The 22,314-nt window shown below is 69.0% G+C and carries 25 protein-coding genes; 13 read left to right on the forward strand and 12 right to left on the reverse strand.

Features of this window, described 5'->3' with window-relative positions:
• Positions 1–108 precede the first annotated feature (108 nt).
• Genes ACFV2X_RS00760 through ACFV2X_RS00815 form a run of 12 tightly spaced genes read left to right on the forward strand, consistent with a single transcriptional unit; the run spans position 109 to position 13,891 of the window.
• The gene (locus tag ACFV2X_RS00760) at positions 109–1,824 is read left to right on the forward strand and encodes a polyprenyl synthetase family protein (protein ID WP_385609678.1); all 1,716 of its coding nucleotides are present in this window, start codon (positions 109–111) and stop codon (positions 1,822–1,824) included.
• On the forward strand, positions 1,821–2,675 hold the full coding sequence (locus ACFV2X_RS00765; RefSeq protein WP_385609679.1) for an alpha/beta hydrolase: 855 nt from the start codon (positions 1,821–1,823) through the stop codon (positions 2,673–2,675). The genes ACFV2X_RS00760 and ACFV2X_RS00765 overlap by 4 nt, the downstream gene beginning before the upstream one ends.
• A 1-nt stretch (position 2,676) precedes the next feature.
• Positions 2,677–3,495, forward strand: a complete 819-nt coding sequence (locus tag ACFV2X_RS00770) for a tryptophan 2,3-dioxygenase (RefSeq protein WP_385609681.1) — start codon at positions 2,677–2,679, stop codon at positions 3,493–3,495.
• A gap of 15 nt (positions 3,496–3,510) precedes the next feature.
• On the forward strand, positions 3,511–4,779 hold the full coding sequence (kynU, locus tag ACFV2X_RS00775) for a kynureninase (RefSeq protein ID WP_385609682.1): 1,269 nt from the start codon (positions 3,511–3,513) through the stop codon (positions 4,777–4,779).
• 12 nt (positions 4,780–4,791) lie between these two features.
• Complete coding sequence (locus ACFV2X_RS00780; RefSeq protein WP_385609684.1) at positions 4,792–5,862, forward strand: methyltransferase; 1,071 nt, start codon at positions 4,792–4,794, stop codon at positions 5,860–5,862.
• The gene (locus ACFV2X_RS00785; protein ID WP_385609686.1) at positions 5,859–6,920 is read left to right on the forward strand and encodes an LLM class flavin-dependent oxidoreductase; all 1,062 of its coding nucleotides are present in this window, start codon (positions 5,859–5,861) and stop codon (positions 6,918–6,920) included. The genes ACFV2X_RS00780 and ACFV2X_RS00785 overlap by 4 nt, the downstream gene beginning before the upstream one ends.
• 15 nt (positions 6,921–6,935) lie before the next feature.
• On the forward strand, positions 6,936–7,655 hold the full coding sequence (gene ubiG / locus ACFV2X_RS00790; RefSeq protein ID WP_385609687.1) for a bifunctional 2-polyprenyl-6-hydroxyphenol methylase/3-demethylubiquinol 3-O-methyltransferase UbiG: 720 nt from the start codon (positions 6,936–6,938) through the stop codon (positions 7,653–7,655).
• On the forward strand, positions 7,649–8,542 hold the full coding sequence (locus ACFV2X_RS00795) for a 1,4-dihydroxy-2-naphthoate polyprenyltransferase (protein ID WP_385609688.1): 894 nt from the start codon (positions 7,649–7,651) through the stop codon (positions 8,540–8,542). The genes ubiG and ACFV2X_RS00795 overlap by 7 nt, the downstream gene beginning before the upstream one ends.
• Positions 8,539–10,053, forward strand: a complete 1,515-nt coding sequence (locus tag ACFV2X_RS00800) for a flavin-containing monooxygenase (RefSeq protein WP_385609690.1) — start codon at positions 8,539–8,541, stop codon at positions 10,051–10,053. Before ACFV2X_RS00795 ends, ACFV2X_RS00800 begins: the two co-directional genes overlap by 4 nt.
• Position 10,054: 1 nt before the next feature.
• Positions 10,055–10,474, forward strand: a complete 420-nt coding sequence (locus tag ACFV2X_RS00805) for a DUF2834 domain-containing protein (RefSeq protein ID WP_385609691.1) — start codon at positions 10,055–10,057, stop codon at positions 10,472–10,474.
• Positions 10,464–12,392, forward strand: a complete 1,929-nt coding sequence (shc, locus tag ACFV2X_RS00810; protein ID WP_385609693.1) for a squalene--hopene cyclase — start codon at positions 10,464–10,466, stop codon at positions 12,390–12,392. Before ACFV2X_RS00805 ends, shc begins: the two co-directional genes overlap by 11 nt.
• A gap of 2 nt (positions 12,393–12,394) precedes the next feature.
• On the forward strand, positions 12,395–13,891 hold the full coding sequence (locus ACFV2X_RS00815) for an FAD-dependent oxidoreductase (protein WP_385609694.1): 1,497 nt from the start codon (positions 12,395–12,397) through the stop codon (positions 13,889–13,891).
• Between the two features lie 93 nt (positions 13,892–13,984).
• Here the strand turns inward: ACFV2X_RS00815 and ACFV2X_RS00820 are convergent, their stop codons facing one another.
• The 12 genes from ACFV2X_RS00820 to ACFV2X_RS00875 form a co-directional block, all read right to left on the reverse strand.
• A complete protein-coding gene (locus ACFV2X_RS00820) occupies positions 13,985–14,182 on the reverse strand; it encodes a hypothetical protein (RefSeq protein ID WP_385609696.1) in 198 nt (65 codons plus the stop codon).
• A complete protein-coding gene (locus ACFV2X_RS00825) occupies positions 14,182–15,270 on the reverse strand; it encodes a hypothetical protein (protein ID WP_385609698.1) in 1,089 nt (362 codons plus the stop codon). Before ACFV2X_RS00825 ends, ACFV2X_RS00820 begins: the two co-directional genes overlap by 1 nt.
• Before the next feature lie 5 nt (positions 15,271–15,275).
• The gene (locus ACFV2X_RS00830; protein ID WP_385609700.1) at positions 15,276–16,319 is read right to left on the reverse strand and encodes a hypothetical protein; all 1,044 of its coding nucleotides are present in this window, start codon (positions 16,317–16,319) and stop codon (positions 15,276–15,278) included.
• Positions 16,320–16,434: 115 nt separating this feature from the next.
• Positions 16,435–17,346 carry a phage distal tail protein gene (locus tag ACFV2X_RS00835; RefSeq protein WP_385609701.1) on the reverse strand — a complete coding sequence of 304 codons (912 nt, stop codon included), beginning with the start codon at positions 17,344–17,346 and terminating at the stop codon, positions 16,435–16,437.
• 1 nt (position 17,347) lies between these two features.
• A complete protein-coding gene (locus ACFV2X_RS00840; RefSeq protein WP_385609702.1) occupies positions 17,348–18,505 on the reverse strand; it encodes a hypothetical protein in 1,158 nt (385 codons plus the stop codon).
• Positions 18,506–18,525: 20 nt separating this feature from the next.
• Complete coding sequence (locus ACFV2X_RS00845; protein ID WP_385609704.1) at positions 18,526–19,173, reverse strand: hypothetical protein; 648 nt, start codon at positions 19,171–19,173, stop codon at positions 18,526–18,528.
• A gap of 15 nt (positions 19,174–19,188) precedes the next feature.
• The gene (locus ACFV2X_RS00850) at positions 19,189–19,590 is read right to left on the reverse strand and encodes a hypothetical protein (RefSeq protein WP_385609705.1); all 402 of its coding nucleotides are present in this window, start codon (positions 19,588–19,590) and stop codon (positions 19,189–19,191) included.
• A gap of 14 nt (positions 19,591–19,604) precedes the next feature.
• The gene (locus ACFV2X_RS00855) at positions 19,605–19,895 is read right to left on the reverse strand and encodes a hypothetical protein (RefSeq protein WP_089505644.1); all 291 of its coding nucleotides are present in this window, start codon (positions 19,893–19,895) and stop codon (positions 19,605–19,607) included.
• A 34-nt stretch (positions 19,896–19,929) separates the two neighbouring features.
• Positions 19,930–20,505, reverse strand: a complete 576-nt coding sequence (locus ACFV2X_RS00860) for a phage tail protein (protein ID WP_385609707.1) — start codon at positions 20,503–20,505, stop codon at positions 19,930–19,932.
• A 45-nt stretch (positions 20,506–20,550) separates the two neighbouring features.
• Positions 20,551–20,958, reverse strand: a complete 408-nt coding sequence (locus ACFV2X_RS00865; protein WP_014172832.1) for a hypothetical protein — start codon at positions 20,956–20,958, stop codon at positions 20,551–20,553.
• A gap of 167 nt (positions 20,959–21,125) precedes the next feature.
• Complete coding sequence (locus tag ACFV2X_RS00870) at positions 21,126–21,323, reverse strand: hypothetical protein (RefSeq protein ID WP_089505642.1); 198 nt, start codon at positions 21,321–21,323, stop codon at positions 21,126–21,128.
• The gene (locus ACFV2X_RS00875; protein ID WP_385609710.1) at positions 21,320–21,937 is read right to left on the reverse strand and encodes a hypothetical protein; all 618 of its coding nucleotides are present in this window, start codon (positions 21,935–21,937) and stop codon (positions 21,320–21,322) included. Before ACFV2X_RS00875 ends, ACFV2X_RS00870 begins: the two co-directional genes overlap by 4 nt.
• Before the next feature lie 170 nt (positions 21,938–22,107).
• Between ACFV2X_RS00875 and ACFV2X_RS00880 the strand changes: the two genes are divergently transcribed.
• A complete protein-coding gene (locus ACFV2X_RS00880; protein ID WP_385609711.1) occupies positions 22,108–22,284 on the forward strand; it encodes a three-helix bundle dimerization domain-containing protein in 177 nt (58 codons plus the stop codon).
• Positions 22,285–22,314: the final 30 nt, after the last annotated feature.

Below are 22,314 nucleotides of genomic sequence, written 5' to 3' on the forward strand. Positions count from 1 at the left end.
GCTTTCTTTGATTTCCCGCACCACGATCACCACTCCCTGGCGCGGTCTTGTCGATGCCCCCTGGCCCGTGGCACGACTTCCACGGTGTCGCACCTGAAGGAAGTATCGATGACGGACACTCCGGCTCTGATCGCAGAAGAATATCCGCTCGACGACGGACTCGCTCAGGTTCAAGAACAGCTACAGCAAGACTTGGCGCAGGTCAGAGAGCGACTACGCACTTTGGTAGCGCCGCCACATCATAAAATTCAGGACCCGATCATGTATGCCGTGGAGCATACGGGTCGCCTTCTGCGGCCCTCTCTTGTTCTGCTCTCCTCGTATCTCCTCGAAGGTGAGACCGGCGCGGCCACGCACCACCGCGTGATCGATGCGGCTGCCGCAGTCGAGATCCTGCACATCGCGACTCTTCACCACGACGATCTGATCGACGATGCGCAGGTCAGGCGCGGGCGGTCCACCACGAACGCGAAATACGGGGACGCCATCGCACTGCTCACCGGCGACTATCTCCTCGCCCGCTGTATGCAGGCCGCAGCCTCCCTCGGCGCTTCGCGCATGATGTCCATGGCTGAAACGCTGATCGACGTATGCGTGGGGCAGATGCTCGAGTCCAGTCAGCTCTTCGACCCTCTTCGCACCGAAGAGGATTACCTCGCCGCCGTCTCGGGAAAGACCGCGCGCCTGATGCGGACCGCCACCACGATGGGCGCACTGCAGTGCAATGCGAGCACCGACGTCCAGGACGCGTTGGAGAGTTTCGGTCACAACCTCGGCATGGCGTTTCAGATCTGGGACGACATCCTGGACATCTGCAGCGAGGAAACCGGAAAGCAAGTCGCGAAAGATCTGCTCAACGGCGTGTACACACTCCCGGTGATCTATGCCGTCGAGGATTTTCCGGATCGCTTGCTTCCGACATTGCGCGAGCAGCCACTCTCCGCCGACCGGTGTCAGGAAATTCTTTCCTTCATGCATGAGTCCGGAGCGATCAGCCGGGCCGCGGAAGTGGCACAACGGCATGTGACGGACGCCCTGCGCGCTGTGGAGTCACATCCGTCCTTTGTCCATCGAGCGCCGGTCATCGGCCGCTATTTGCGCAACCTGGTCGACCGGCTCGCATCCCAGCACCCCGCACTGCGGGCACAGCCCGGCACCGCTCGTTCCGGCAGCGTTCGTCCCGGCAGCGTTCGTTCCGGCTCGGAGGCCCTTCCGTCGTATGGCACGGCGAAGGCCCTGATCGACGACTGGCTGAACGGGTACATCGCCCAACCGAACGATCGCCTCGGACGAGGCGGGGCCGTGTGCCCGTTCGTGGCGCCGTCGCTGCGGGCGGGGTCGTTGGAGATCCGGGTGCGAGCGGTGGGGTCGGCCCCCGTCGTCGGGACCGTCATCGACATGGTCCGCCACGCGCTCGACGAGTTCGATCTGATCGAGTGGGAAGGCTCGAACCCGGCGTTACGGAGCCTGCTCGTGGCCATGCCCGATCTGGCGCCGACCGAGTGCCATCTGCTCGATGAAGCGCATCGGGCGGTCAAGCCGGCTGCGGTGCGTCGGGGCATGATGATCGGTCAGTTCCACCCTCTGTGCGAGGAGCGGGCCGCCAGGAATCCCGGGTTTCCGGTCAATCGCTCGCCGGTGCCGCTGGTCGCGATCCGGCCCATGGCCTTGCACGACATTCTGTTCCTCAAAGACCGGAAGGAATGGTTCGAGGAGTATCACCGGCGCTTCGGCAGTCATTACAAGCCCAGCAGGGACGCCATAGAGCCGCTGTTCGTCGAGCTGTTTCAGCGCGCATGCACGGAACACGGGGTCGGCGCATGAGCAACGGCAACAGCTACCCGGGCTTCAGCCGCTCGGATCTCGACCGGGAGTATTCGCCCAGCTCCGTCGTCCCGAGCCTGCCGTTCTATCTGAACGAGTACGCCACCCTCAGCGCCGCCGCACGCGACAAGCACACCCCGCTCGCCGACCTCCACTACGGCGCGTCTCCCGAAGCGCGGCTCGACCTGTTCCCCGTCGAGGGCGGCGCATCGGCTCTCGAGGTGTTCGTACACGGCGGCTACTGGCAGGAGGTCACGAAGGAGCAGTCAGCCTTCGCGGCGCCGGACTTCATCGCCGAGGGCATCGCGTTCGCGGCGCTCGGGTACGGGTTGGCGCCCGCTCACTCCCTGGATGAGATCGTCACGATGGTGTGTGAGGCGGTGACATGGCTCCACACCAACGCCCCTCGCTTCGGAATCGATCCACGGCGGATCCATCTCAGCGGAAGCTCCGCGGGCGCACACCTCGTGGCGATGGCGCTCATCCGGGACGACGCGCGGCGGATCGCGGGCGCCACTCTGCTGAGCGGTATCTATGACCTGGAGCCGCTGCGCCATACGTATGTGAACGACGCCCTGGGGCTGGATGCCGATGCCGCGCTGCGCAACAGCCCGATCCATCATCTGCCCGAGCGGCTTCCGCCGATCGTCATCGCCCGCGGCGGGGGTGAGACGGGGGAGTTCATCCGCCAGCACGACACCATGACGGCCCTGCTGCGGCGGCACAACGCGGTCACCGAGCTCGTATGCCCGACGCGCAACCACTTCGACCTCCCCTACGACCTGGGGAATCCGCACACCGCACTCGGCAAGGCCGTGCTGACGCGCATCGATGACATCGAGGAGGGATAGCGTGCGCCCGAACGGCCACCAGCCCGCAAGCGACGGCGAGACCCCCTATGCGGCGTACGCCCGCATGGACACCCTGCTGTCGCTGCAGCATCCCCGGACCGGGGCCGAAACCGAGCCCGGCTTCATCATCCTCAGCCAGGTCAAGGAACTGCTGTTCAAACTCTGCCATACGGAGTTCAGCACGGCCCGCGACCACCTCGCGGCAGACCGGCTCGACGAGACGCTGTGGACGCTGCGTCGCGCCCGGCGCGTACAACAGCTGCTGCTGTCCTGCTGGGACGCCCTCGGCGCACTCACCCCCGGGGAGTTCGCCTCCTTCCGGGACGCGCTCGGCCCCGCGTCCGGGTTTCAGTCCGTGATGTACCGCCGGCTCGAGTTCCTGCTCGGCAACAAGAACCCCCAACTCCTCGGGCCCCATCAGAACACGTCGAGGTACGGCGAGGTGCTGGCCCAGTTGCATGAGCCGAGCCTGTACGACGAGGCCATCCGCCATCTGGCCAGGCGCGGCCTGGACATCCCGTCGGTCCACGCCGACCGCGACTTCTCGCTGCCGTACCAGCCGGACGCAAGGGTTGCCGCCGCCTGGCGGCTCATCTACGAGAAGCCCGGCCGCCACCCCGATCTGTTTCTGCTCGCCGAGGCGCTGATGGACACGGCCGACTTGTTCGCCCGCTGGCGATACACCCATCTGGTGACGGTGCAACGGCTGCTGGGGAACAGGCCGGGCACCGGCGGGACCGAGGGGTCGCCGTGGCTCGCCGCCATCGCGGAACACCGGTTCTTCCCCGAGCTCTGGTCGATCAGGTCCACCGGTGAGTGAGGGAGGTACGACGGCATGAGCATGGAGACCAAAGTGGCACGCGACACGGCCGCGGACCTCGACGCCGCCGACCCACTGCGGGCGTTTCGGCACGAGTTCGTCTGCCCCGAGCCGGAGACGATCTATCTCGACGGCAACTCACTCGGCCGACTGCCGACCGCCACCGCCGGTTTTCTGGGGCAGGTGGTGCGCGACGGCTGGGGTGCCGGGCTGGTGCGCTCCTGGGAAACCTGGATCAACTGGAGCCGGCAACTCGGCGACCGGCTCGCGGCCCACACACTGGGCGCCCGGCCGGGCGAAGTGGTGATCTCCGACTCGACATCGGTGAATCTCTACAAGCTGGCCACCGCGGCGCTGGACGCCAGGCCGGGGCGCCGGACGATCGTGGCCGACATCGAGGACTTCCCCACCAACCGCTACATCCTGCAAGGCCTGGCCGAGCATCGGCGGCTCCGCCTGGTGACCTTGCGCTCCGATCCCGATCAGGGGCTCGACCTGGACGTATTGCGCCGGGCGCTGAGCGACGACGTGGCCCTGGTGGTGCTGTCGCTCGTCTCGTACCGTTCCGGGGCGCTTCTCGACATGGCGGCGGTGAACGACGCCGCCGAGCGCGCCGGGGCGCTCGTCCTGTGGGACCTCAGCCACGCCGCCGGTGTGATTCCGGTGCGACTCGGGGCGGCCCAGGCGGATCTCGCCGTGGGCTCCACGTACAAGTATCTGAACGGCGGACCGGGATCACCCGCCTTCCTCTATGTGCGGAAGGACCTCCAGCGACAGCTGCGGCAGCCGATCTGGGGATGGTTCGGACAGCGCGACCAGTTCCGGATGGGCGAGGTGTACGACCCGGTGGGCGACATCGACCGCTTCCTGGTCGGCACTCCCCCGCTGCTCTCCCTGGCCGCGATCCAGCCCGCGCTGGACGTCATCGAGCGGGTGCCGATCAGCCGACTACGCGAGAAGTCCATCCAACTAGGTGTATTCGCCGTTGAGTTGGCGGAGGAGTGGCTGGCGCCGCGCGGCTTCCGGCTCGCCTCTCCACGCGACCCGGCCCGGCGCGGTTCACATATCGCGCTGGCGCACCCCGAGGCGTCCCGTATCTCCCGTGGCCTTCGCTCGGAGAAGAAGGTGATCTGCGACTTCCGTCCCCCGGATCGGCTGCGGATCGGGTTCGCCCCGCTCTACACCCGTTTCGTCGACGTCTGGGACGGCCTCGACCGGCTGCGCGCCCTCGTCGAGAGCCGCGGCTATGAGCAACTGCCCGTCGACATGTCCCGTGTGACCTGAGAGGGATGATCGGTGACCGCCAAGAGCCCACTGACGAAGGACGACCTGGTCGGCATCCTGTTCGGCGCGGGCGCGTTCCAGATGCTGCACGCCGGCTGTGAGCTGGGGCTGTTCAGGCTGCTGCGACGGCGACCGGCGCTGTCCCCGCCGCAGGTGGCGCAGGAGCTGGGCCTGGACGCGCGGCCGGTGCAGATCCTGCTGCTCGGAACGACCGCCCTCGGCCTGACCGTCCGGACGGACGGCCGGTACCGCAACGGCGAGCTGGTCGAAGAGCTGTTCCAGGAGGGCACCTGGGACATCTTCGAGGACCTTGCCGAGTTCCAGCAGAAGGTCACCGGCCCCGCCGCCCTCGATTTCGTAGCCTCGCTCCGACAGAACACCAATATCGGGCTGCGCCATATCCCGGGCGACGGCGACGATCTGTACCGGCGGCTGACCGGCCACCCCCAGCTGTCGCAGCTCTTCTACCGCTGTATGAAGTCCTGGTCGACGCTGTCGAATCCGATCCTGGTGGAGAACGCCGATCTCTCCGGGGTCGGAAGCGTCCTCGACGTCGGCGGCGGCGACGGTGTGAACTCGATCGCGCTGGCCATGGCCAACCCCGGTGTCGCCTTCACCGTCTTCGATCTGCCCGGGACGGCGGCGATCGCGCAGCACAAGATCCAGCTCCAGGGTCTGAGTGATCGCGTCGGCGTCATCGAGGGCGATATGTTCGCCGATCCCTTCCCGACGGGACACGACTGTCTGCTGTTCGCCAACCAGCTCGTCATCTGGTCGCCCGAGGAGAACCGCTCGCTGCTGCGCAAGGCTTATGAAGCGCTGCCGGACGGCGGGCGGGTGCTGATTTTCAGCGCCATGTCCGACGACACCGGGGACGGCCCGCTGTACGCCGCACTCGACAACGTCTACTTCGCCACGCTGCCGACGGGGAACAGCGTGATCTACCACTGGGCGCAGTACGAAGAGTGGCTGGCCGACGCAGGGTTCTGCGAGGTGGTGCGGCTGCCCGGGAAGACCTGGACTCCGCACGGCCTGATCGCGGCGAGGAAACGCACACCCAGCGCACCCGGAGGGGTGAAATGATCGATGTTGGCCTGGCTTTCTTCCCCGATGTCGACGAACGCGACCGGGGTGCCGCCGAGTATTACGCGCGCTGCCTCGACTTCGTCGAACTCGGCGACCGGCTCGGTTTTCAGCATGTGCGGATCGTCGAGCACTATTTCCGCAGATATGGCGGATACTCCCCGAACCCGATCGTCTTTCTCTCCGCCGCCGCTCAGCGCAGCCGTCGGCTGAAACTGATCACGGGTGCGGTGTTGCCCGCCTTCAATCATCCGCTCAAGCTGGCGGGCGAGATCGGAATGCTGGACGCCATCTCGGGGGGCCGTGCCGAGATAGGGTTCGCGCGGGCCTTTCTCCCCCATGAGTTCCAGCGGTTCGGCGTGGACATGGATGAGAGCCGGGGTCGCTTCGACGAAGGCATACGGGTCGTCCGGGAGTTGCTGGCCGAGGAGGAGGTCGCCCACCAGGGGAGGTTCCACCGCTTCCCGCCGACCACATCGCTCCCCCGGCCCACGCAACGGCCTCATCCGCCGCTGTGGATCGCCGCGCTGTCCTCGAAGGAGAGCTTCCGGCTCGCCGGTGAGCTGGGGTACGGCATCATGGCCCAGCCGGTGGTTCCCGATTCGCTCCGCGAAAACCTCGATGTCTACCGGAACGCGTGGAAGGAGGCCGGGCACCCCGGCGACGGTCGCGTCATGCTCGCGTTCCATATGCTGTGCACGGCCGACGGCGAAACGGCGCGCTCCCTCGCTCGCGAACCGATCAATCGCTATCTGCGGATGCTGGCGGAGGCCGCGGGCGAATGGACCACCGGAGTCCGGAGCACCGATTACCCCGGCTACGAGAAGATGATCGAAAAGCTGCGTCAGGACGACTTCGACCGGCTCCATGAGCGCGGCTCCGCGCTCGTCGGTTCACCCGACGAGATCACCACGATGCTGCTCGACTATCACGCGGCGTGCGGGGGCTTCGAGACGGCCAGTATCCAGTTCTATTTCTCGGATATCGATCCCGGACTCGCACGCGGCTCGCTCGAATTGTTCGCCGAACATGTCATGCCAAGGCTCCAGCAGGCTTAGCCTGCGCCCTCCCGGATGGTGGTCGTGTCAGGGCTCCGAAGGAATTTCATCACCGACTACGACGGTCTCGCCGATCGATGGTGGGACCCTCGAGGACCGCTTGCCCCACTCGGCTGGATCGCCCGTGCCCGGGCCGATTTCGTCCCCGTACCCCGGAACAAACAGGCCCTGCTCCTCGATGTCGCCTGTGGGGGCGGCCTGTTCGGCCCGCATCTGGCCGGCAAGGGATACCGCGTGATCGGCGTGGATCTGTCGGCCGCTTCGCTCTGCGAGGCCCGCCACCATGGCTTCCACGCGGTCGCTCAGGCCGATATCGCCGTGCTCCCCTTCGCCGACGAGTCGTTCGACGTGGTCACGGCGGGGCAGTGCCTCGAACACGTACCGGACCCCTTCGCGGTGGTGGGTGAGCTGTGCCGGGTCCTGCGCCCCGGGGGCACCTTGATCGTCGACACCATCGCCGACACCAAGGTGGCCCGGCTGGTGTCCATCACGATCGCCGAGAACCTGCCCGTTCCGGGCCGACCGCCGCGTGGCACCCACGATCACCGCCTCTTCGTCAACCGGGCGCGGCTGCTCCACGTCGCGCGAGCGCATGGGGTGGAGCTCGAACTGCTCGGGCTGCGACCGCACTTCGGGGACGGGATCCGCTTCCTGGCGCGGCGGCGCGAGGAGGTCCGTATGGTCCGCACCAAATCCACCGCCGTTCTCTTTCTGGGGGTGGGGACGAAATGGTGACCGATCAGCGGCGGCCACCCCGGAGCGCCGTACGGAACTGGCTGATCGGCGCGCGGCTGAAGACCCTGCCCGCGACCTTCGCGCCGATCGCGGTGGGAACGGCGATCGCCCATTCGCTCGGCCAGGTCAGCTGGTGGCGCGCCGCCCTGACCGTGGTGTTCGCGCTCTGTTTCGTCATCGGCACCAACTTCTTCAACGACTACAGCGACGGCGTCCGGGGGGCCGACACCCACCGGGTGGGACCCGTTCGGCTGGTCGGATCCGGGCAGGCGGCGCCGCGGCAGGTGCTGCGCAGCGGCATGGTGCTGTACGCCCTGGCGGCCCTGACCGGGGTGCTCATGGCCGTGACGATCTCGTGGTGGCTGCTGGCGCTGACGGCGTTCTGCGCGCTGGGCGGCTGGTTCTACACCGGCGGCTCCCGGCCCTACGGCTACCGGGGGCTCGGCGAGGTGAGCGTGTTTCTGTTCCACGGGGTCATCGCCGTTTGCGCCACGACCTATATCCAGCTCGGCCGGGTGCCTCTGCTCGCGCTCAGCGCGGCGGTCCCCATCGGGCTGCTCGTGTGCGCGCTGCTGGTGACGAACAACCTCAGGGACATCCCGACCGATGCCGCCGCAGGGAAGATCACCCTGGCGGTGCGGCTGGGCGACCGGCGGACCCGCAGGCTCTATGTGTTCTGCGTCGAGACCGCCTTCGCGTGGGGGCCGGCCCTGGCCATGACGCGGCCCTGGGCGCTGCTGGTGTTCGCCGCCGTTCCGTTCGCCGTCTTTCCCCTGCGCCGGGTGGTGACCGGGGCGCGCGGAGCCGATCTGATAGCGGCGCTGGAGCACACCTGTCTGCTGCTGCTCGTCTTCGGGGCCCTGCTGGCGATCGGCCTCGCCCGATGACCGCCCGGAGGGGAACACCGGTGGCGCCGGAGCACGAAGTGGTGGTCATCGGCGCCGGGTTCGCCGGCATCGGGGCGGCGATCGGACTGCGCCGGGCCGGTATCGACGACTTCGTGGTGGTGGACGAGCAGGACGGTGTCGGTGGCACCTGGCATGCCAACAGATATCCCGGCGTGGCCGTGGACATCACCGCGTTCTCCTACTCCTTCGCCTTCGAGCCGGTCCCTTCGTGGTCTCGGGTCTTTCCTCCCGGAGCGGAGCTGAAGGCGTACGCGGACCACTGTGTCCACAAGTACGGGATCCGGCCCCATCTGCGGTTGAAAGCGAAGGTCGTACGGGCCGAGTACCACGCGTCGGAGCACCTGTGGCAGCTCTTCCTGGGGGACGGCACCTCGATGACAGCGCGGTTCATCATCTGTGCCACCGGGTGGCTCACCCGGCCGAAGGCGCCCGATATCGAGGGACTGGACCGGTTCAAGGGCGATGTCGTGCACACCGCGGCATGGGATCCGTCCTTGGACCTGGCCGGCCGGCGCGTGGGCGTGATCGGCACCGGGGCGTCGGCGGTGCAGGTGATTCCGGAGATCGCGCCTCGGGTGGCGCGGCTCCATGTCTACCAGCGCACCCCGATATGGCTGTTCCCGAAACCGGACTTCGCGCTGCCCGCGGCCGTCAGCCGGCTGTTTCGGACCGCTCCGTGGACGCAGCGGACGGTACGGCTGCTCACGGATGCCGTGACCGAGCTCAGCTTTGTGATCGCCATGGTTCACCACCGTCAGTTCCCCTTTCTGGTACGGGCCGGGGAGGCGGTGTCCCGGCTCTATCTGCGCAGCCAGGTCAGAGGCGACCGTGCGCTACGGAAAAAGCTCACGCCCGCGTACGCGCTGGGCTGCAAGCGACCGTCGTTCGCCAAGGGATATTGGCGCTCCTTCACCCGCGACAATGTCGAGCTCGTCACCGAAGGCATCGAGCGGATCACCGAGACCGGAATCCGCACGGTGGACGGCGGGGAGCGAGCACTCGATGTGCTGGTGCTGGCCACCGGATTCCATGTCCTGGAGAATCTGCCGCCCTTCCCGATGCACGGCACCGACGGCCGGGATATCCGGGAGTTCTGGCGGACCGAGCGTTTTCAGGCCTATGAGGGAAGTTCGGTGAAGGGCTTCCCGAATCTGTGGTTCATCGTCGGTCCGTACTCCTTCACCGGTGGGTCCTGGTTCGGCGCGATCGACTACCAAGTCATGCATGCGCTGCGAGTGATCAAGGAGGCACGGCGACGGCGCGCCACGGAGGTGGCGATCCGGCCGGAGAAACATGACAGATCGTTTGAGGAAACGCTGCGCCGGCAGCGGAACACCATCTTCGCCAGCGACAGATGCAGGGGGTCGAACAGTTACTACTTCGACGGGCGCGGCGACGCACCGGCCGTCCGGCCGGCCACGACGTACGAGGCCGCCCGGCGCGCCAGACGCTTCGACCTCGACGACTACCGCTACGACGTGGTCGGCTGACGTGCGCGACAGGGACCGCGCACTGTGCCTGTTCTACGGGCTGTTCACCATCGGCGGCTTCCTGGCCATGACTTCGCTGATCGTCGCCTACGTACTGGAACACCGTGAGGACGGCCCGTTCGGGGTCCTGGAGGACTTTCTGCGCGACGCCATGACCAATGCGGCGTCCCGGCTCATCTACGCGGATCTGACGCTCGTGTGGATCGCGCTCGCGGGATTCATGGTCGTCGAAGCGCGGCGGCTCGGGATCCGGTACGTCTGGGCGTACATCATCGGCGCCCCGCTGCTGGCGCTGTGCGTGAGCTTCACGCTCTTCATGTTCATCCGCCAGTTGAAAATCGCGTCCGCGGCGAAGGGCGCCCCGAACCCATCCGCACGGCTGTCCGCGGAATTACGAGAGAAAGGCAGCGATGACCACTGACGCCATCGAATTCACCGAATTCACCGAAAACGTCGAACGCTCCCTGGCCCTGGCCGTCGGTGCGCTCCAGCGACGCCAGGACCCCGCCGGTTATTGGAAGGGGGAGTTCGAGACCAGCCTGATCGGCGAGGCCGCCGAGGTCATACTGCAACATTTTCTGCGGTTGTCGGACGACGCTGTGACCACCGCCGCCGCTAAGACGATCCTCGCCGAGCAGTCGGCCACGGGCGGCTGGGCGAGCTATCACAAGGGACCGGACGAACTCCTGCTGTCCGTCTTCTGCTATGTCGCGCTGCGACTCGCCGGTCATGACCCCGACGAACCGGCGATGCGCGCGGCGGCCGAGTCGATCCGTGGCAACGGCGGCGTCGAGGCGGTCGACAATCCGACGATGCTCGCATGGCTGGCCCTCATCGGGCTGTGGCCGTGGCGCGACATCCCGCTCATCCCGCCGGAGCTCGTCCTGCTGCCCAGCAGATTTCCCGGGAACATCTACCAGATCGGCGCCGCCGCCCGCGGCGTCGTCGTCGCCAACAGCCTGTTCATGGCGCACCGCCCGGTCACCCCGGCCGGATTCGACATCAAAGAGCTGTTCGCCCGGCCCGTGGCCACCGCCCGGCAGTTGCCGAGGCCCCGCGCGGTACGGATCGCGACCACGCTCAGCCATTGGTACGCCCGCCATCCGATCGGCTTCCTGCGCCGCCGGGCGATCCGCAAGGCCACCAAGTGGCTCGTCCGCGCCCAGGAGCGGGACGGCAGCTGGGGCGGCAACTGGCCGCAGACCGCGAATGTCGTGGTGGGCCTGGACGCCGTCGGCTACCGGCAGGACCATCCGGTCGTCGAGTCGGCGATGGCGGCGCTCGACCGGTATGTGGTCACCAGGAACGGGCAGCGCCGGCTGGAGATGTGGACCTCGGTGGTCATGGACACCGCCCTCGCCATGTCCGCGGCCGCCATGACGGGCGACCCCGCCGCGCGGTCCGCCGCCGAGCGGTCGGTGCGTTGGCTGCTCACCAACCAGGTCACCGAACTGGGCGACTGGGCCGTGCTGACCAAGGACCCGGTCCCCGGCGGATGGCCGTACGAGTTCACCAACGACGCCAACCCCGACACCGACGACACTTCTTTCGCGGTGGCCGCGCTGCGGCGGCTCCATCCGCCCGGCACCAACCCGGCCGTCGACGACGCCTGTGCGCGCGCCTGCCGGTGGATGCTGTCCCAACAGAGCAAGGACGGCGGCTGGACGGCCTTCGAACCGATGCGCTGGCAGCTGCCGGGACGCGACGCGCTCGCCCGGATCGGATTCCTCGAAGCGCCGTCCGCCGATATCACCGGACATGTGCTGGAGGCGCTGGGCGCCGATGGCAGGGCGCACACTCCCGCCGCCCGCCGCGGCGTCGCATGGCTGCGCCGCAACCAGCGTCCTGACGGATCGTGGCCCGGCTGGTGGGCCTGCTACCACCTGCACGGTACGAGCGCCGCGGTCACCGGACTCACCGCCTGCGGGGTCCCGGGCACCGACCCGACCGTGACCCGGGCGTGCGCCTGGATCGTCGCACACCAGCAGGACGACGGCGGCTGGGGGGAGGACATCCGCGCGCTGCACGATCCTGCGTGGATCGGGACCGGCGACAGCACCCCCTCGCAGACGGCCTGGGCGCTGCTGGCGCTGATCGCCGCCGGCCGCGCCGACAGCGAGCCGGTACGCGCCGGTCTCGACTTCCTGATCCGCACCCAGCAAGCCGACGGTGACTGGGACGAACCGTGGCACACCTGGGTCGTCCACCACGACGGCCTGTACTGGCGGGACACCCTGCTGCGCCTTGTCTATCCGGTCATGGCCATGTCGGCCTACCGGGCCGGTATGGGCGGATCGGCCCGTACCGACGGAACATCCCCCGCCGACGGAACGGAGTGACGATGACGAGTGTGACCGTGATCGGGGGCGGCCTCGCCGGGATGACTGCGGCGTGGACCATCCGCAGGCTCGGAGTGCCGGTGCGGCTGCTGGAAGCCGCACCGGAACTCGGCGGAATGGCTGGATCGCGAGTGATCGACAACCGGGTCGAGGACCACGGAGTGCACATCTTCCCCGCCTGGTACGGCAATGCGCTCCGTCTCGTCGAGGAGCTGGGCATCGTCGACAACCTGCGCGAGTGCGACAACTTCTACCAGTTGATGCCGGGTGAGTTCCCCACCTTCCGCACCTTCCGGTCGCTCTTCACGCTGAGGGACTTCGTCAAGGACATCCGGTCGGGGGTCACTCCGGCCGCCGACCGGTTGCTGTTCTACTACGGGCTGATCGATCTGCTCGCCCAGCGGTACGAGGGCCACGACGAATCCTTCCACGACTTTCTCCACAGCCGCTGGTATCTGACCGACACGGCCATCGCCGACATCGAGCACCTGTTCGTCGCGTCCAGCGCCGCGGAGAGCCGGGCCTCGTCGGCGGCGGCCTTCCGCGGCAGCATCGCCGCGTTCTCCGGGCAGCCCGGTCGCATACGGATGCCGAAGGGCGATCTGCACACCTGGTTCATCGGCCCCTTCCGTCGGCGTCTGGAAGCCGATGGCGTCGAGGTCCGCACCGGTGTGGAACTGCTCGAGGCCTCCGTGGCCGGCGATCGTCTGGACACCATCACGGTGCGCGACGGGGACACCGCGATCGAGGAGGTCGACGGACACCTGGTGCTGGCGGTCCCACACGGGCGCCTGTCACGGCTCGGCCCCGCCGTCACCGGTGCGCTGCGACCGGCTCATGGGGTCAACGAGTTGCGCTCCCGTCCGCTCGGGGCGCTGCACATATATCTGCGGCGGCGGTTGCCGGGGCTGCCGGACGAGCACATACGCCTGGTCGGCTCGCGCCATGCCATCACCCTCATCGACGTCGGTCAAGTCTGGGAAGGCCACCGCACCACCCTCCTCAACTGCGTGATCGGCCGTGTCGCGCGGCTCGCGGAGCTGTCCGAAGCCGAGGCGGTCAAGGTCCTGGTGGAGGAGCTGATGAGCTATGTGCCGACGCTCACCTGGGACGACATCGAGCACGTCTGCTATCAACCGCACTTCGCGGAGCCGTTCTTCGCCCCCGGGCCGGGCTCCGACCAGTACCGGCCGGTGAGCTCGACCGCACTGGCCAATCTGCACATCGCCGGGGACTTCTGCGCCGCCCCGCCGGGTGTGGCCGGTATGGAAGGCGCGGTCCGGTCGGGGCTGGCCGCCGCCGAGTCGGTCCGCCGGGCGATACGTCCCGACGCCCCGCGGGTGCGGATCCACGACATCGGCACGGTCAACCCCTCGGCCGCCCGTGGCCTGCGGGTGGCGCTCGCCCCGGTCGCCGCGGCCGTCCGGTTGCTGGCAAGGCGCCCACGGCGACGCGGGGCGGCGGCCACCGCCGAACACGACCTCGGCGGGCAGCCGTAGACCTCAGCGATGGGAACCAAGGTGCCCGTAAACGCATCGGCCACCGTCACGGCACGTCGGGGCGACGACGACTGGCGGCAACGCACATCACGGTCACGGGTTCCCTGACGCAGGACCACGTGGCGGCGGCTCGTCCGCGGGATCCTCCTGGGCGGCTGGTGGTGGCGGCTCCGCTGCCGCCAGGGTCGCCGGCATCGTGCCGGGTTTGCTGTTGACGTAGGTGGTGAGCCGGTGGACCTGCCGTTCCAGGGCCCTGATCCGGTCCACGATGTCCTCGGGCAGGTTCGCCATCAGTCTGTCCCCTCCAGATACAGATCGGCGGTCTCCGGGCGTCCCCGCTCGGGGGCGGTGACCTTGATGCCGACCACGCGATAGCGGGCGTCCAGGCCCTCGGAGAACCACACGTCCTTGATCCGCAGCCGCACGGTCGTGCCGAGCAGCGCGGGCGTGGTGTCGGAGCCGAGACGGATCCGGACCGAGGGGATGACCACCGGGCCGCGCAGGGCGGCGAGTTCGGAGCGGGCGAACGCGTCGAGCGTCGCCTTGTCGGTGACGTTGCTGTGGTCGGAGGTGGTGTCCAGCCGGGGGAACCCGGCCGCGATCAGGTCCTGGGCCACCTGCTCCCCGGACAGGACCGGACCGCTCGCCCCGCCCTCCGGGGTACCGCCCCTGGCCCGCGCGGTCGTCCCGCCACGCGTGGCGTCGCGGGGGAATGCGTACGACAGCACATCGCCCGGCAGGTCCAGCATCACAGGCTGGCTGCCCACCTGGATCCTCGGCGAGCCGAGCTGGAGCAGCTTCACCCGCCGTCCCGTCACCGGATCCCGGTACACCGCGATCCGGTACTCGAAGCCGGGCTCCATCGCCGCCAGTTGCCCGATCGCCTCCTCCACCAGGGTCTCGTCCCCGTCGCGGTAGGCCACCGTACGGGAGGTGGTCGGGGCCGTCGTCTCGTACTCCACCCCGATCCGGCCGCCCTCGGCCCCCTGCATGTACTCCCACAGCCCACGGACGATCTCCAGATGGTCGACCGCGGAGAAGTTCAGGTTCGCGCGGATGTAGCGGCGGCCCGCGTACGAGTCGAAGGTGGCCGCCTGCAGCCCGACCGTCGTGCTGCCCCGGTCGTCCGTGGCCGGGGTCAGGGTCCATACGATGCCACCCCAGCACACTTCGTCCCCGCGCTCCAGATAGACGGCGGTACGTCCCTCCGCCAGCTCCCGCACACGCCGGGCCATCCGGGCGTCGGGCACCGGCAGGGTCGCGCTGAGCGATCCGGGTTTGCCGAGGTAGTCGTCGTACTCCACGCCTTGCAGCGGCAGCACATCGATCGCCTGGTCGGTGCGCAGATCGGTGAACACGGCGCGGTAGCTGGCGTCCACGGCACTCACGCCACGGGGTCGATGCGGATGAAACGGCTGTCGAAGTGCACACGCGTGCCGGCGACGGAGGACCGGTAGGCGGCGGTCGCGGTGTAGACGGCGCCGGGGGTGAGGTTGCCCACCGGGAAGCAGGTGGAGATGGATGCCTTGCCCGCACCGACGAGGATCGCCGCCCGGTCGTCGGAGGGGGCGAGCACTTCGGTGCCGCTCTGCAGCCTGATCCTGAAGGAGATGTACGCGGTGGCGTCCCCGTCGGCCGCCGTGAAGGCACCGAAGGTGAGGGACACCCACCGCGAGGGCGGCGCGGTGAAGGTGGCGACGAGGGGGACGGTGGTGTCGATGGGAAGGACCTCGACATACGAGGTGGAGGTGGTGCCGCCCCAGTCCGCGGTGTGCATCAGCACCGCGTTCGGAATGAACTTCGTCCACTGAGCGCCGTCCCAGCGCTCCAGCCGGCCGCCCACGTCACGGTACTGCCCGACATACGCCCCGTTGTGCGGCGCCCCGCCCACCGCGGGGACGATGCCGCCCAGCGCCGCGGTGTAGCGGCGGCGGTCGGTGATGGCGGAGGCCCAGGTGATGCCCTTGGCGGCGGACGCCCCGGCGGGAACGGCGATCTCGTAGAGGAGTTCGGCGTTCTTGGGCACGGCCGGGGCGGTGGGGGAACCGGCCGGGGTGCCCTGAAGGAGCTCCAGGGTGGCCTCGTACTTGCCGAGGCCGTCGTAGTCGTTGTCGTAGACCCGTACGACCAGCGCGTCCACACGCGGCAGGCTGGCGTGCCCGTCGGCGACGGTCAGCAGGGTGTCGGAGTCGACGGTGACCGGGTAGCCACCCTGCGAACCGGTGGACGTGCCCGCGATCCACACCTGCCCGGGAGAGAGTTTGGCCTGCATGCTGGTGGCGGCGGTGCCGGTGAGCTGCAGCCCGCCGAACACACACCCGGCGCGGGTCAGCAGCGGCCCGGCGGACGCCATGCCGAGGCCGACGGCGAGCCGGGTGTCCTCGCGGGTCTGGCCGGTGGGCAGATGCCAGGCGGAACGAACGGTCATAGGACGGCTCCCATGGTGATCACAGGGCTTCTGTGTTTCTCGTGTGGGTGTGCGGCGTGTGGTGTGCGGTGTTGTCCATGCGCGTGGGGTGGCCGGGCCGTGGCGGTGCCGCGGCTCACCACTCCGCGCGCCGCCAGTCGATCGTGGCGGTGGCGCCCGCACCTCCCGACGCGGCCCGGAAGGACAGCTGCGAGGTGCCGGGCGGTAAGGTGAAGGACTCCTCCGGAGCGCTTCCCGGGACGGCGGTGTGGCGGCGCGACGCGGTGCCGTTGAACATCACGGTCCCCTCGGCGGTGTCCACGACGAGTTCATCGTCCGGGGCCAGGGTGATCGCGTACTCCAGCCAGTCGCCGCCGGCCCGGTTGGCCAGGCGCGGCCGGGTGCACGGGCCGGTGAAGGTGATCACCGGATGGGCGGGGGCGCTGCCGTCGTTCTCCACGGTGAGGTCGCCCGTGGCGCCGGGCGCGCCCCAGACAAGCGGCCATACGAGTGGCCAGGTCAGGCCCGGTTCCCGCTCCGGGAGCCCGACGGTGTCCCGCCGCCCCACCGCCTCGTAGCGGCGTGGATCGCTGGCCTTCCACTGGAGCGTCATCTTCGCCAGGCGGCTCGCCGCGAACTGCCGGTCGGTGGGGACGACGCGCTGGGTGACCCGGGCCCGCACGGCCAGCGTCTCGCCGTGCAGCCGCACCGCGAGCCATTCCTCCTCGTCGCGTACGGCGGTGGCCACACGCAGCGCCCGCAGGGCCTCCCGTACGCCCTCGGGCCCGGCGTCCGGGTCCGGCGCGAACCACACCTGCGCGGTGACCGTACGGGCCTGCGCCCACTGCGAGCCCGGCCAGCCGCCGTGGCCGACCGGGCGGTCGGCGTCGGAGGTGTCCAGGGCGGGCAACTCCTCCCAGCCGGTAAGCCCCTCGGCGGCGATCCAGTAGTCGGTGCCGGGCCCCATCAGCAGCCCGGCCCACTGCACCTGCCCATCGGCGGTGATCAGCGGTCCCGGCTCGGCGGCGGTGCTGGTCTCGCTCGCCATGTCACCCCCTGGCCTTCATCAGGAACATCAGATCCTCGGCGGTCTGCCGGGCGCTGGCGCCCGGGGCCTCGTAGTAGTGCTCGATGACGAACCCGCCACCCGGTTTGCCCGCCATGGCGAGCCCGGGCGCCGGCCCGGTACGGGCCAGCAGCGCGTTCAGCCGGTTCAGCGGCAACACGGCCTCGGCCTGCCCGGCCTCGGCGAGCAGCGCGAGGGTGCCCCCGGGGCGGGGCAGCACGATGCCGCCCTGGGCGAGTGTGGGGATGGTGGGCAGGTTCACCCCGAACGACTTGCCACCGATCCCCGGCACCCACGAGGGAACCGAAACCTTGACCCGGTTCAGCGCCCCGATCGCCTGGTTGACCAGCCCGATCACCCCGTTCAGCGGCCCCCGCACGGCACCGAGCACGGCGCTGAACGCACCCCGCACGATCCCCGCCAGCCCGCTGAACGCGCGCTGGATGCCGTTCCTGGTGGCCCGGAACGCGGCGGGGATCTTCTCCGAGAAGAAGGACAACAGGGGGCGGATCACGGCCATGATGGCGTGGATGACCGTGGTGATGATGGTCTTGTAGATGTTGAAGTAGGTCTTCACCACGGTCCAGATGACCTTCAGCACGACCGTGAACGCCACCTTGATGGCATTCCAGGTCGCCTGCACCACCTGTTTCGCCACCCGCATCGTGCTGCCGATGACCTGGCCGACGATTTTGAAGGCTGCCTGGACGATGCGCTGGACCGTCTTGGACTGCATGGCCATGTCGACGAGCTTCATGATCAGCGGCATCAGCAGCGCCATGATGGCCCCGAAGACATTCGACTTCATGGCGGTGTTCAGGCCCTTCTGGGCCGTGGTCACCCCCTGGAGCCCCGTCTTCATCCGCCCCATCAGCCCCCCGCCCGTCGCCGCGCTGCGGCCCGCGGTGGACATGGAACGGCCGCTCTTGGCGACGCTGCGCTCGGCGGCGTTGGCTTCTCGCTGCAGGGTGCGCATGGAGTTGGCCGACTTGTCGACGTCGTCCTTGATACGGCCGACGGCGCCGCCGGCCTGGGTCGCGGTCCGGGCGAACTTGGAGACACTGGTGTCCGTCTGGCCCACGGTGCTGCGCAGGCCGCGGAAGCCGGAGAGGGATCTGTTGAGCGCTTGCAGGAGCGACATCGGTCACCCTTCCGGCCCTGTCATTCCAGAGCCTGTACGAGTCGGTTGATTCGTCCTTCCAAGGCGCGGATGGCCTGCTCCGCCTCGCGGATGTTGCGCACGTCCACGGCTCGCTCCCGGCCGGTTGGTCTGCCTGCCGCCGTCGCGGCGCTGCGCTGTTGCCCCAGCGCGCGCTGAGCCCGTGCCTCGGCGTGTTCCGCCTTCTCCTCGGCGGCCTCAGCCTTGCCGGCGGCTCGTTCGGCGGCGTGTTTCGCACCGGCGACAGCCGTCTCGGTCGCCGACTTGAGGGCGGTCAGTTCCCCCCGGACGCGGAGGATCGTACGGGCGAGAGAGGTACGCGTCGCCGCCACCCGCTGCTCCACGGCCTTGATGCCCGTCTTGAGCGATTCCGGGTCCAGGCCGCGGGCCTTGTCGCGCATCTCCTGCATGTCGAACAGCGTCTTCTCGGCGTTGAACAACTTGAAGCCGGCGGACGCGCCGGTGACTTCGGCGGACCCCCACTTGGCGGCCCCGGTGATGCCGGTGACCTCCGCCTTCAGGGCGTTGGCCTCGGAGTTCACGGCGGTGAGCGCCACTTTCACCCGGCCGAGCTCGGGCTTGATCTGCTCGTTCACGGCCTTGCGCAGACCCTGCACAATTCCGAGCAGGTCTCTCACTGTGTCACCCATCGTCCCTCCCGCAAGTCACCCGAAGAATCGCGCCAGTTCCGCCGCGGTCGGCCCACGCCCGGCGGCGGCCTGGGCCGGGGCCTCGGGTGGACCCTCGGACGCATCGGCGGCCCCCGCGCCCGGCCGGGGCACCGGTACCGGCGCCTCCGGCGGGTCCGCGTACTCGTCGCGGTTGACCGACGCGTACATCCAGTTGGCGATCGCGAGGTGGTCGACCACCGCCGCCAGCAGATGGTCCGTCAGCCGCCACTCCGCGGCCTCGCCCTCCCGGGCCCGTACGAACGCCGAGTCCGGTGGCAGATGGCGGACCAGGACCGACAGCCGCCGCGAGGACAGCGTCTGCCGGTGCCAGTCGAGCAGATCGACGCCGTAGTACCGCAGCAGATCGGCCTCCAGCGCCTCGGCGTGCTCCTCCACGAGCGCGCCGAGGCTCAGCCTTCCCCCACGCCGAGCCCGGTGTCCTGGCCGTACGCCTCGAGGATCGCGGCGATGTCCTGCACGCTCACCTCGTGTTCGCACAGGCGCTTGTAGCTCTCCTCACCCATGAGCAGGGCGAGCAGCCCGTCCAGGTCGTTGTCCTTGAGCTCGGCGAGGGCGTGCGCCGAGCGGCGGGGGATCTCGGTGGGCAGGGAGAACGTCTCCCCGTCGACCTCGAAGTCCCAGGTCTGGCCCAGAGCTTCGAGGCGCTGGGCGCGAGCGGCGTTGACATTGAACGGGGGCATGGACGACGGCTCCTTCGCGACAGAGACAATGGGGTCAGGACCCGGCGAAGGCCGGGTCGTTCATCAGCCAGGTGGCCAGCGGGGTGTCGTTGTCCACGGACAGCGCGGTGAAGGTGACGCCGAGGCGGACCGCGGCCGTGCGGGTGAGCTGGAGTTCTTCGGTCTCGGTGACCTGGCCCCTGCGGATGATGAAGCGGTACTTGATGACATCACCGTCCGCGAACTCCACGCCGAGCATCCGCTCGTCCTTCTTCGGCTCGGCGTCGAGTTCATAGCGGTACACCTTGGAGCCGGCCGCGGTCTCCGTCACCGCGTCGCCGCCGAAGAAGAACGGCAGGGTGTCCTCGTTGAGCTGGAGCAGCTGGAACTTCACGGTCAGATCGCGGTCGGAGTAGACGAAACGGGCCGGGCTGACCGACTGCCAGGTGTCCACCGGGTCGATCTTGTCCTTCTTGTTGAACTTGATGCCGTCGGTGCTGGTGTACCCGAGGTCCTTCCAGGCCGACGCCCACGCCGTGGACACGTCGGCCGGGACGGTGGTTCCGAGCGGGGCGGTCAGGATGCGGCCGGTCCCCGCCACACGGATCTCGTTGGGGTTCATTCCGGGCATGCGTGGCTCCTTGTGACGAGATGTGGAAGAGCGGCAAGCGGGCGGCTACGCCGGGCGGATGGAGAGCCGGGCCGTGGACAGATAGCGGCTGGCCGCGGCGTGGAGGTGGTCGGGCAGCCAGCGGGGGCCGTCCACCTCGGTGATGTCGGTGACAAAGGCGGTGCCGAACGTGGTGCCGCGTACGGTGAACAGCGCCGTACGGGCGGCCGTGGCCACGGTGTGGGCGGTGGGTTTGTCGGGGCCGTACACCTCAAGGTCGACCAGCGGCTGGTCCAGGTGGATGTCCTCCACCCAGACGCCGCCCGCGCGGGAGACCAGAACGGCCTTCTGGGTTCCGTCGAAGTCGGGCGGGGTCCGGTTGTCCACGAGGACCCCGGCCAGTTCGGGGCGGTTCTTCAGATGCTCGACGACGAGGCGTTCGACGTCAGGAAAGATCACCAAGGGCTCGGTCATGCGCGCACTCCTTGCTGTTGTCAGGGGCTGCGCACAGCGAAAAGCGGCGGGACCGTGGCCCGTTTCCACGGGCACAGCTCCGCCGCTGTCGCCAAGTGTGACGCAACTCGGGTCCACGCACAACCACTTGTCGTCACTTATCGCTATATGACCAAGGGGCCCGCAGGTCACATGCGTCGCCGGGCGGCACGTTCGGCCGCGAACACATCCTCCAGCCGGTAGAGGAACGCCTTGCCCTGGCGACCCGCGGGCCGCAGCCGTTCCAGTTGCACCCACTTACGGATGGTGGCCGGGGTGACACCCACCTCCAGGGCGGCCAGGTCGGCGGTCACCAGCGCCTCCTCGGGCGCCCGAGCGGTCCTCATCGGCCCACCGCCCCGGCAGTGGACCGGCCGTCCAGGGCGGCGGTGATCTCCTCCAGGGCCATCCCGCCCCGCCCGACGAGCTCTCCCCATTCGGCCTCCGGCCAGGAGTGCCGATGTGTCCGGTCCTCATGGCAGCCGCAGTCCGGTTGCGGACACCGGCAGCCGGGGTTGATGCACAGCACCGCCCCACGCAGCGGAAAGGCCCGCAGCGAGACGGACGCGCACAGCGGACATCTGCCGCGCAGCCGCACCACGGGCTCGGCGTCCCCGAGCGCGTCGGAGCAGCGTCGCGCCATTCCGCCGACCTCGTCCAGCAGATGCCGCATCAGCACCGGGTCGGTCTCGACCCGGTCCAGCAGCCCCGCGAGGCGGCCCAGCCTGACCTCGACCGATCCCTTGCCGGCGGGCGGCAGCCCCAGCCGGTCGTGGACGGCCTCCTCGAGCTCCACCACACCGTCGGTGATGTCCCGTACGGTGTCGCAGACCCGCATGCGCAACGGAGCCGAGGGCCCGTGCCGGTCGGCGCCCCCGCGCCGCCGCCCGAGCCCGGGGCGGTGCGGGGAGGGTGCCAGCTCCGCCCGCAGCTCGGGGAATTGCCGCGCCAATACGGCCATCCAGTGGCTCGCTCTGATGCGGTCAGGGTGCGCAAGTGCGTCATTGCTCAACAGAATCCCCCATGTCTCTCTGCCCCCTCGCCCACTAGGAACCGCGGACGACGCGGAAGGGTTCCTACCGGAATGGAGCGCTTGTGGGGGACGGCCGCCGAACCACTCGTTGACCGCTGGTGACGATCCAGCCCACGGGTGAACATGGGAACTACACGGGCGGGTGTCCCCCGGAGGAGATCGATACCGCCGTGGCCACGGCGTGCGCCGCGTTGCGCGACCGGCCGGTGCTCGCGTTCATTCCGGTCCTCGTGGAGCGCGGGGTACGCCGCATGTTGAAAGGCCCCGCCAACTGATCCGAGCGGCCGAGGGGACTCCGGCACGAC

The organism is Streptomyces sp. NPDC059679 (assembly GCF_042734105.1).
In the GTDB taxonomy this organism is placed as follows: Bacteria; Actinomycetota; Actinomycetes; order Streptomycetales; family Streptomycetaceae; genus Streptomyces.

Bases quoted from the DNA above. Each gene is read 5' to 3' on its own strand.
- ACFV2X_RS00760 (WP_385609678.1), top strand. From the start codon at position 109: ATGACGGACACTCCGGCTCTGATCGCAGAAGAATATCCGCTCGACGAC.
- ACFV2X_RS00765 (WP_385609679.1), top strand. From the start codon at position 1,821: ATGAGCAACGGCAACAGCTACCCGGGCTTCAGCCGCTCGGATCTCGAC.
- kynU (WP_385609682.1), top strand. From the start codon at position 3,511: ATGAGCATGGAGACCAAAGTGGCACGCGACACGGCCGCGGACCTCGAC.
- ACFV2X_RS00785 (WP_385609686.1), top strand. From the start codon at position 5,859: ATGATCGATGTTGGCCTGGCTTTCTTCCCCGATGTCGACGAACGCGAC.
- ubiG (WP_385609687.1), top strand. From the start codon at position 6,936: ATGGTGGTCGTGTCAGGGCTCCGAAGGAATTTCATCACCGACTACGAC.
- ACFV2X_RS00795 (WP_385609688.1), top strand. From the start codon at position 7,649: ATGGTGACCGATCAGCGGCGGCCACCCCGGAGCGCCGTACGGAACTGG.
- ACFV2X_RS00800 (WP_385609690.1), top strand. From the start codon at position 8,539: ATGACCGCCCGGAGGGGAACACCGGTGGCGCCGGAGCACGAAGTGGTG.
- shc (WP_385609693.1), top strand. From the start codon at position 10,464: ATGACCACTGACGCCATCGAATTCACCGAATTCACCGAAAACGTCGAA.
- ACFV2X_RS00815 (WP_385609694.1), top strand. From the start codon at position 12,395: ATGACGAGTGTGACCGTGATCGGGGGCGGCCTCGCCGGGATGACTGCG.
- ACFV2X_RS00820 (WP_385609696.1), bottom strand. From the start codon at position 14,182: ATGGCGAACCTGCCCGAGGACATCGTGGACCGGATCAGGGCCCTGGAA.
- ACFV2X_RS00830 (WP_385609700.1), bottom strand. From the start codon at position 16,319: ATGACCGTTCGTTCCGCCTGGCATCTGCCCACCGGCCAGACCCGCGAG.
- ACFV2X_RS00835 (WP_385609701.1), bottom strand. From the start codon at position 17,346: ATGGCGAGCGAGACCAGCACCGCCGCCGAGCCGGGACCGCTGATCACC.
- ACFV2X_RS00840 (WP_385609702.1), bottom strand. From the start codon at position 18,505: ATGTCGCTCCTGCAAGCGCTCAACAGATCCCTCTCCGGCTTCCGCGGC.
- ACFV2X_RS00845 (WP_385609704.1), bottom strand. From the start codon at position 19,173: ATGGGTGACACAGTGAGAGACCTGCTCGGAATTGTGCAGGGTCTGCGC.
- ACFV2X_RS00855 (WP_089505644.1), bottom strand. From the start codon at position 19,895: ATGCCCCCGTTCAATGTCAACGCCGCTCGCGCCCAGCGCCTCGAAGCT.
- ACFV2X_RS00860 (WP_385609707.1), bottom strand. From the start codon at position 20,505: ATGCCCGGAATGAACCCCAACGAGATCCGTGTGGCGGGGACCGGCCGC.
- ACFV2X_RS00865 (WP_014172832.1), bottom strand. From the start codon at position 20,958: ATGACCGAGCCCTTGGTGATCTTTCCTGACGTCGAACGCCTCGTCGTC.
- ACFV2X_RS00870 (WP_089505642.1), bottom strand. From the start codon at position 21,323: ATGAGGACCGCTCGGGCGCCCGAGGAGGCGCTGGTGACCGCCGACCTG.
- ACFV2X_RS00875 (WP_385609710.1), bottom strand. From the start codon at position 21,937: ATGGCCGTATTGGCGCGGCAATTCCCCGAGCTGCGGGCGGAGCTGGCA.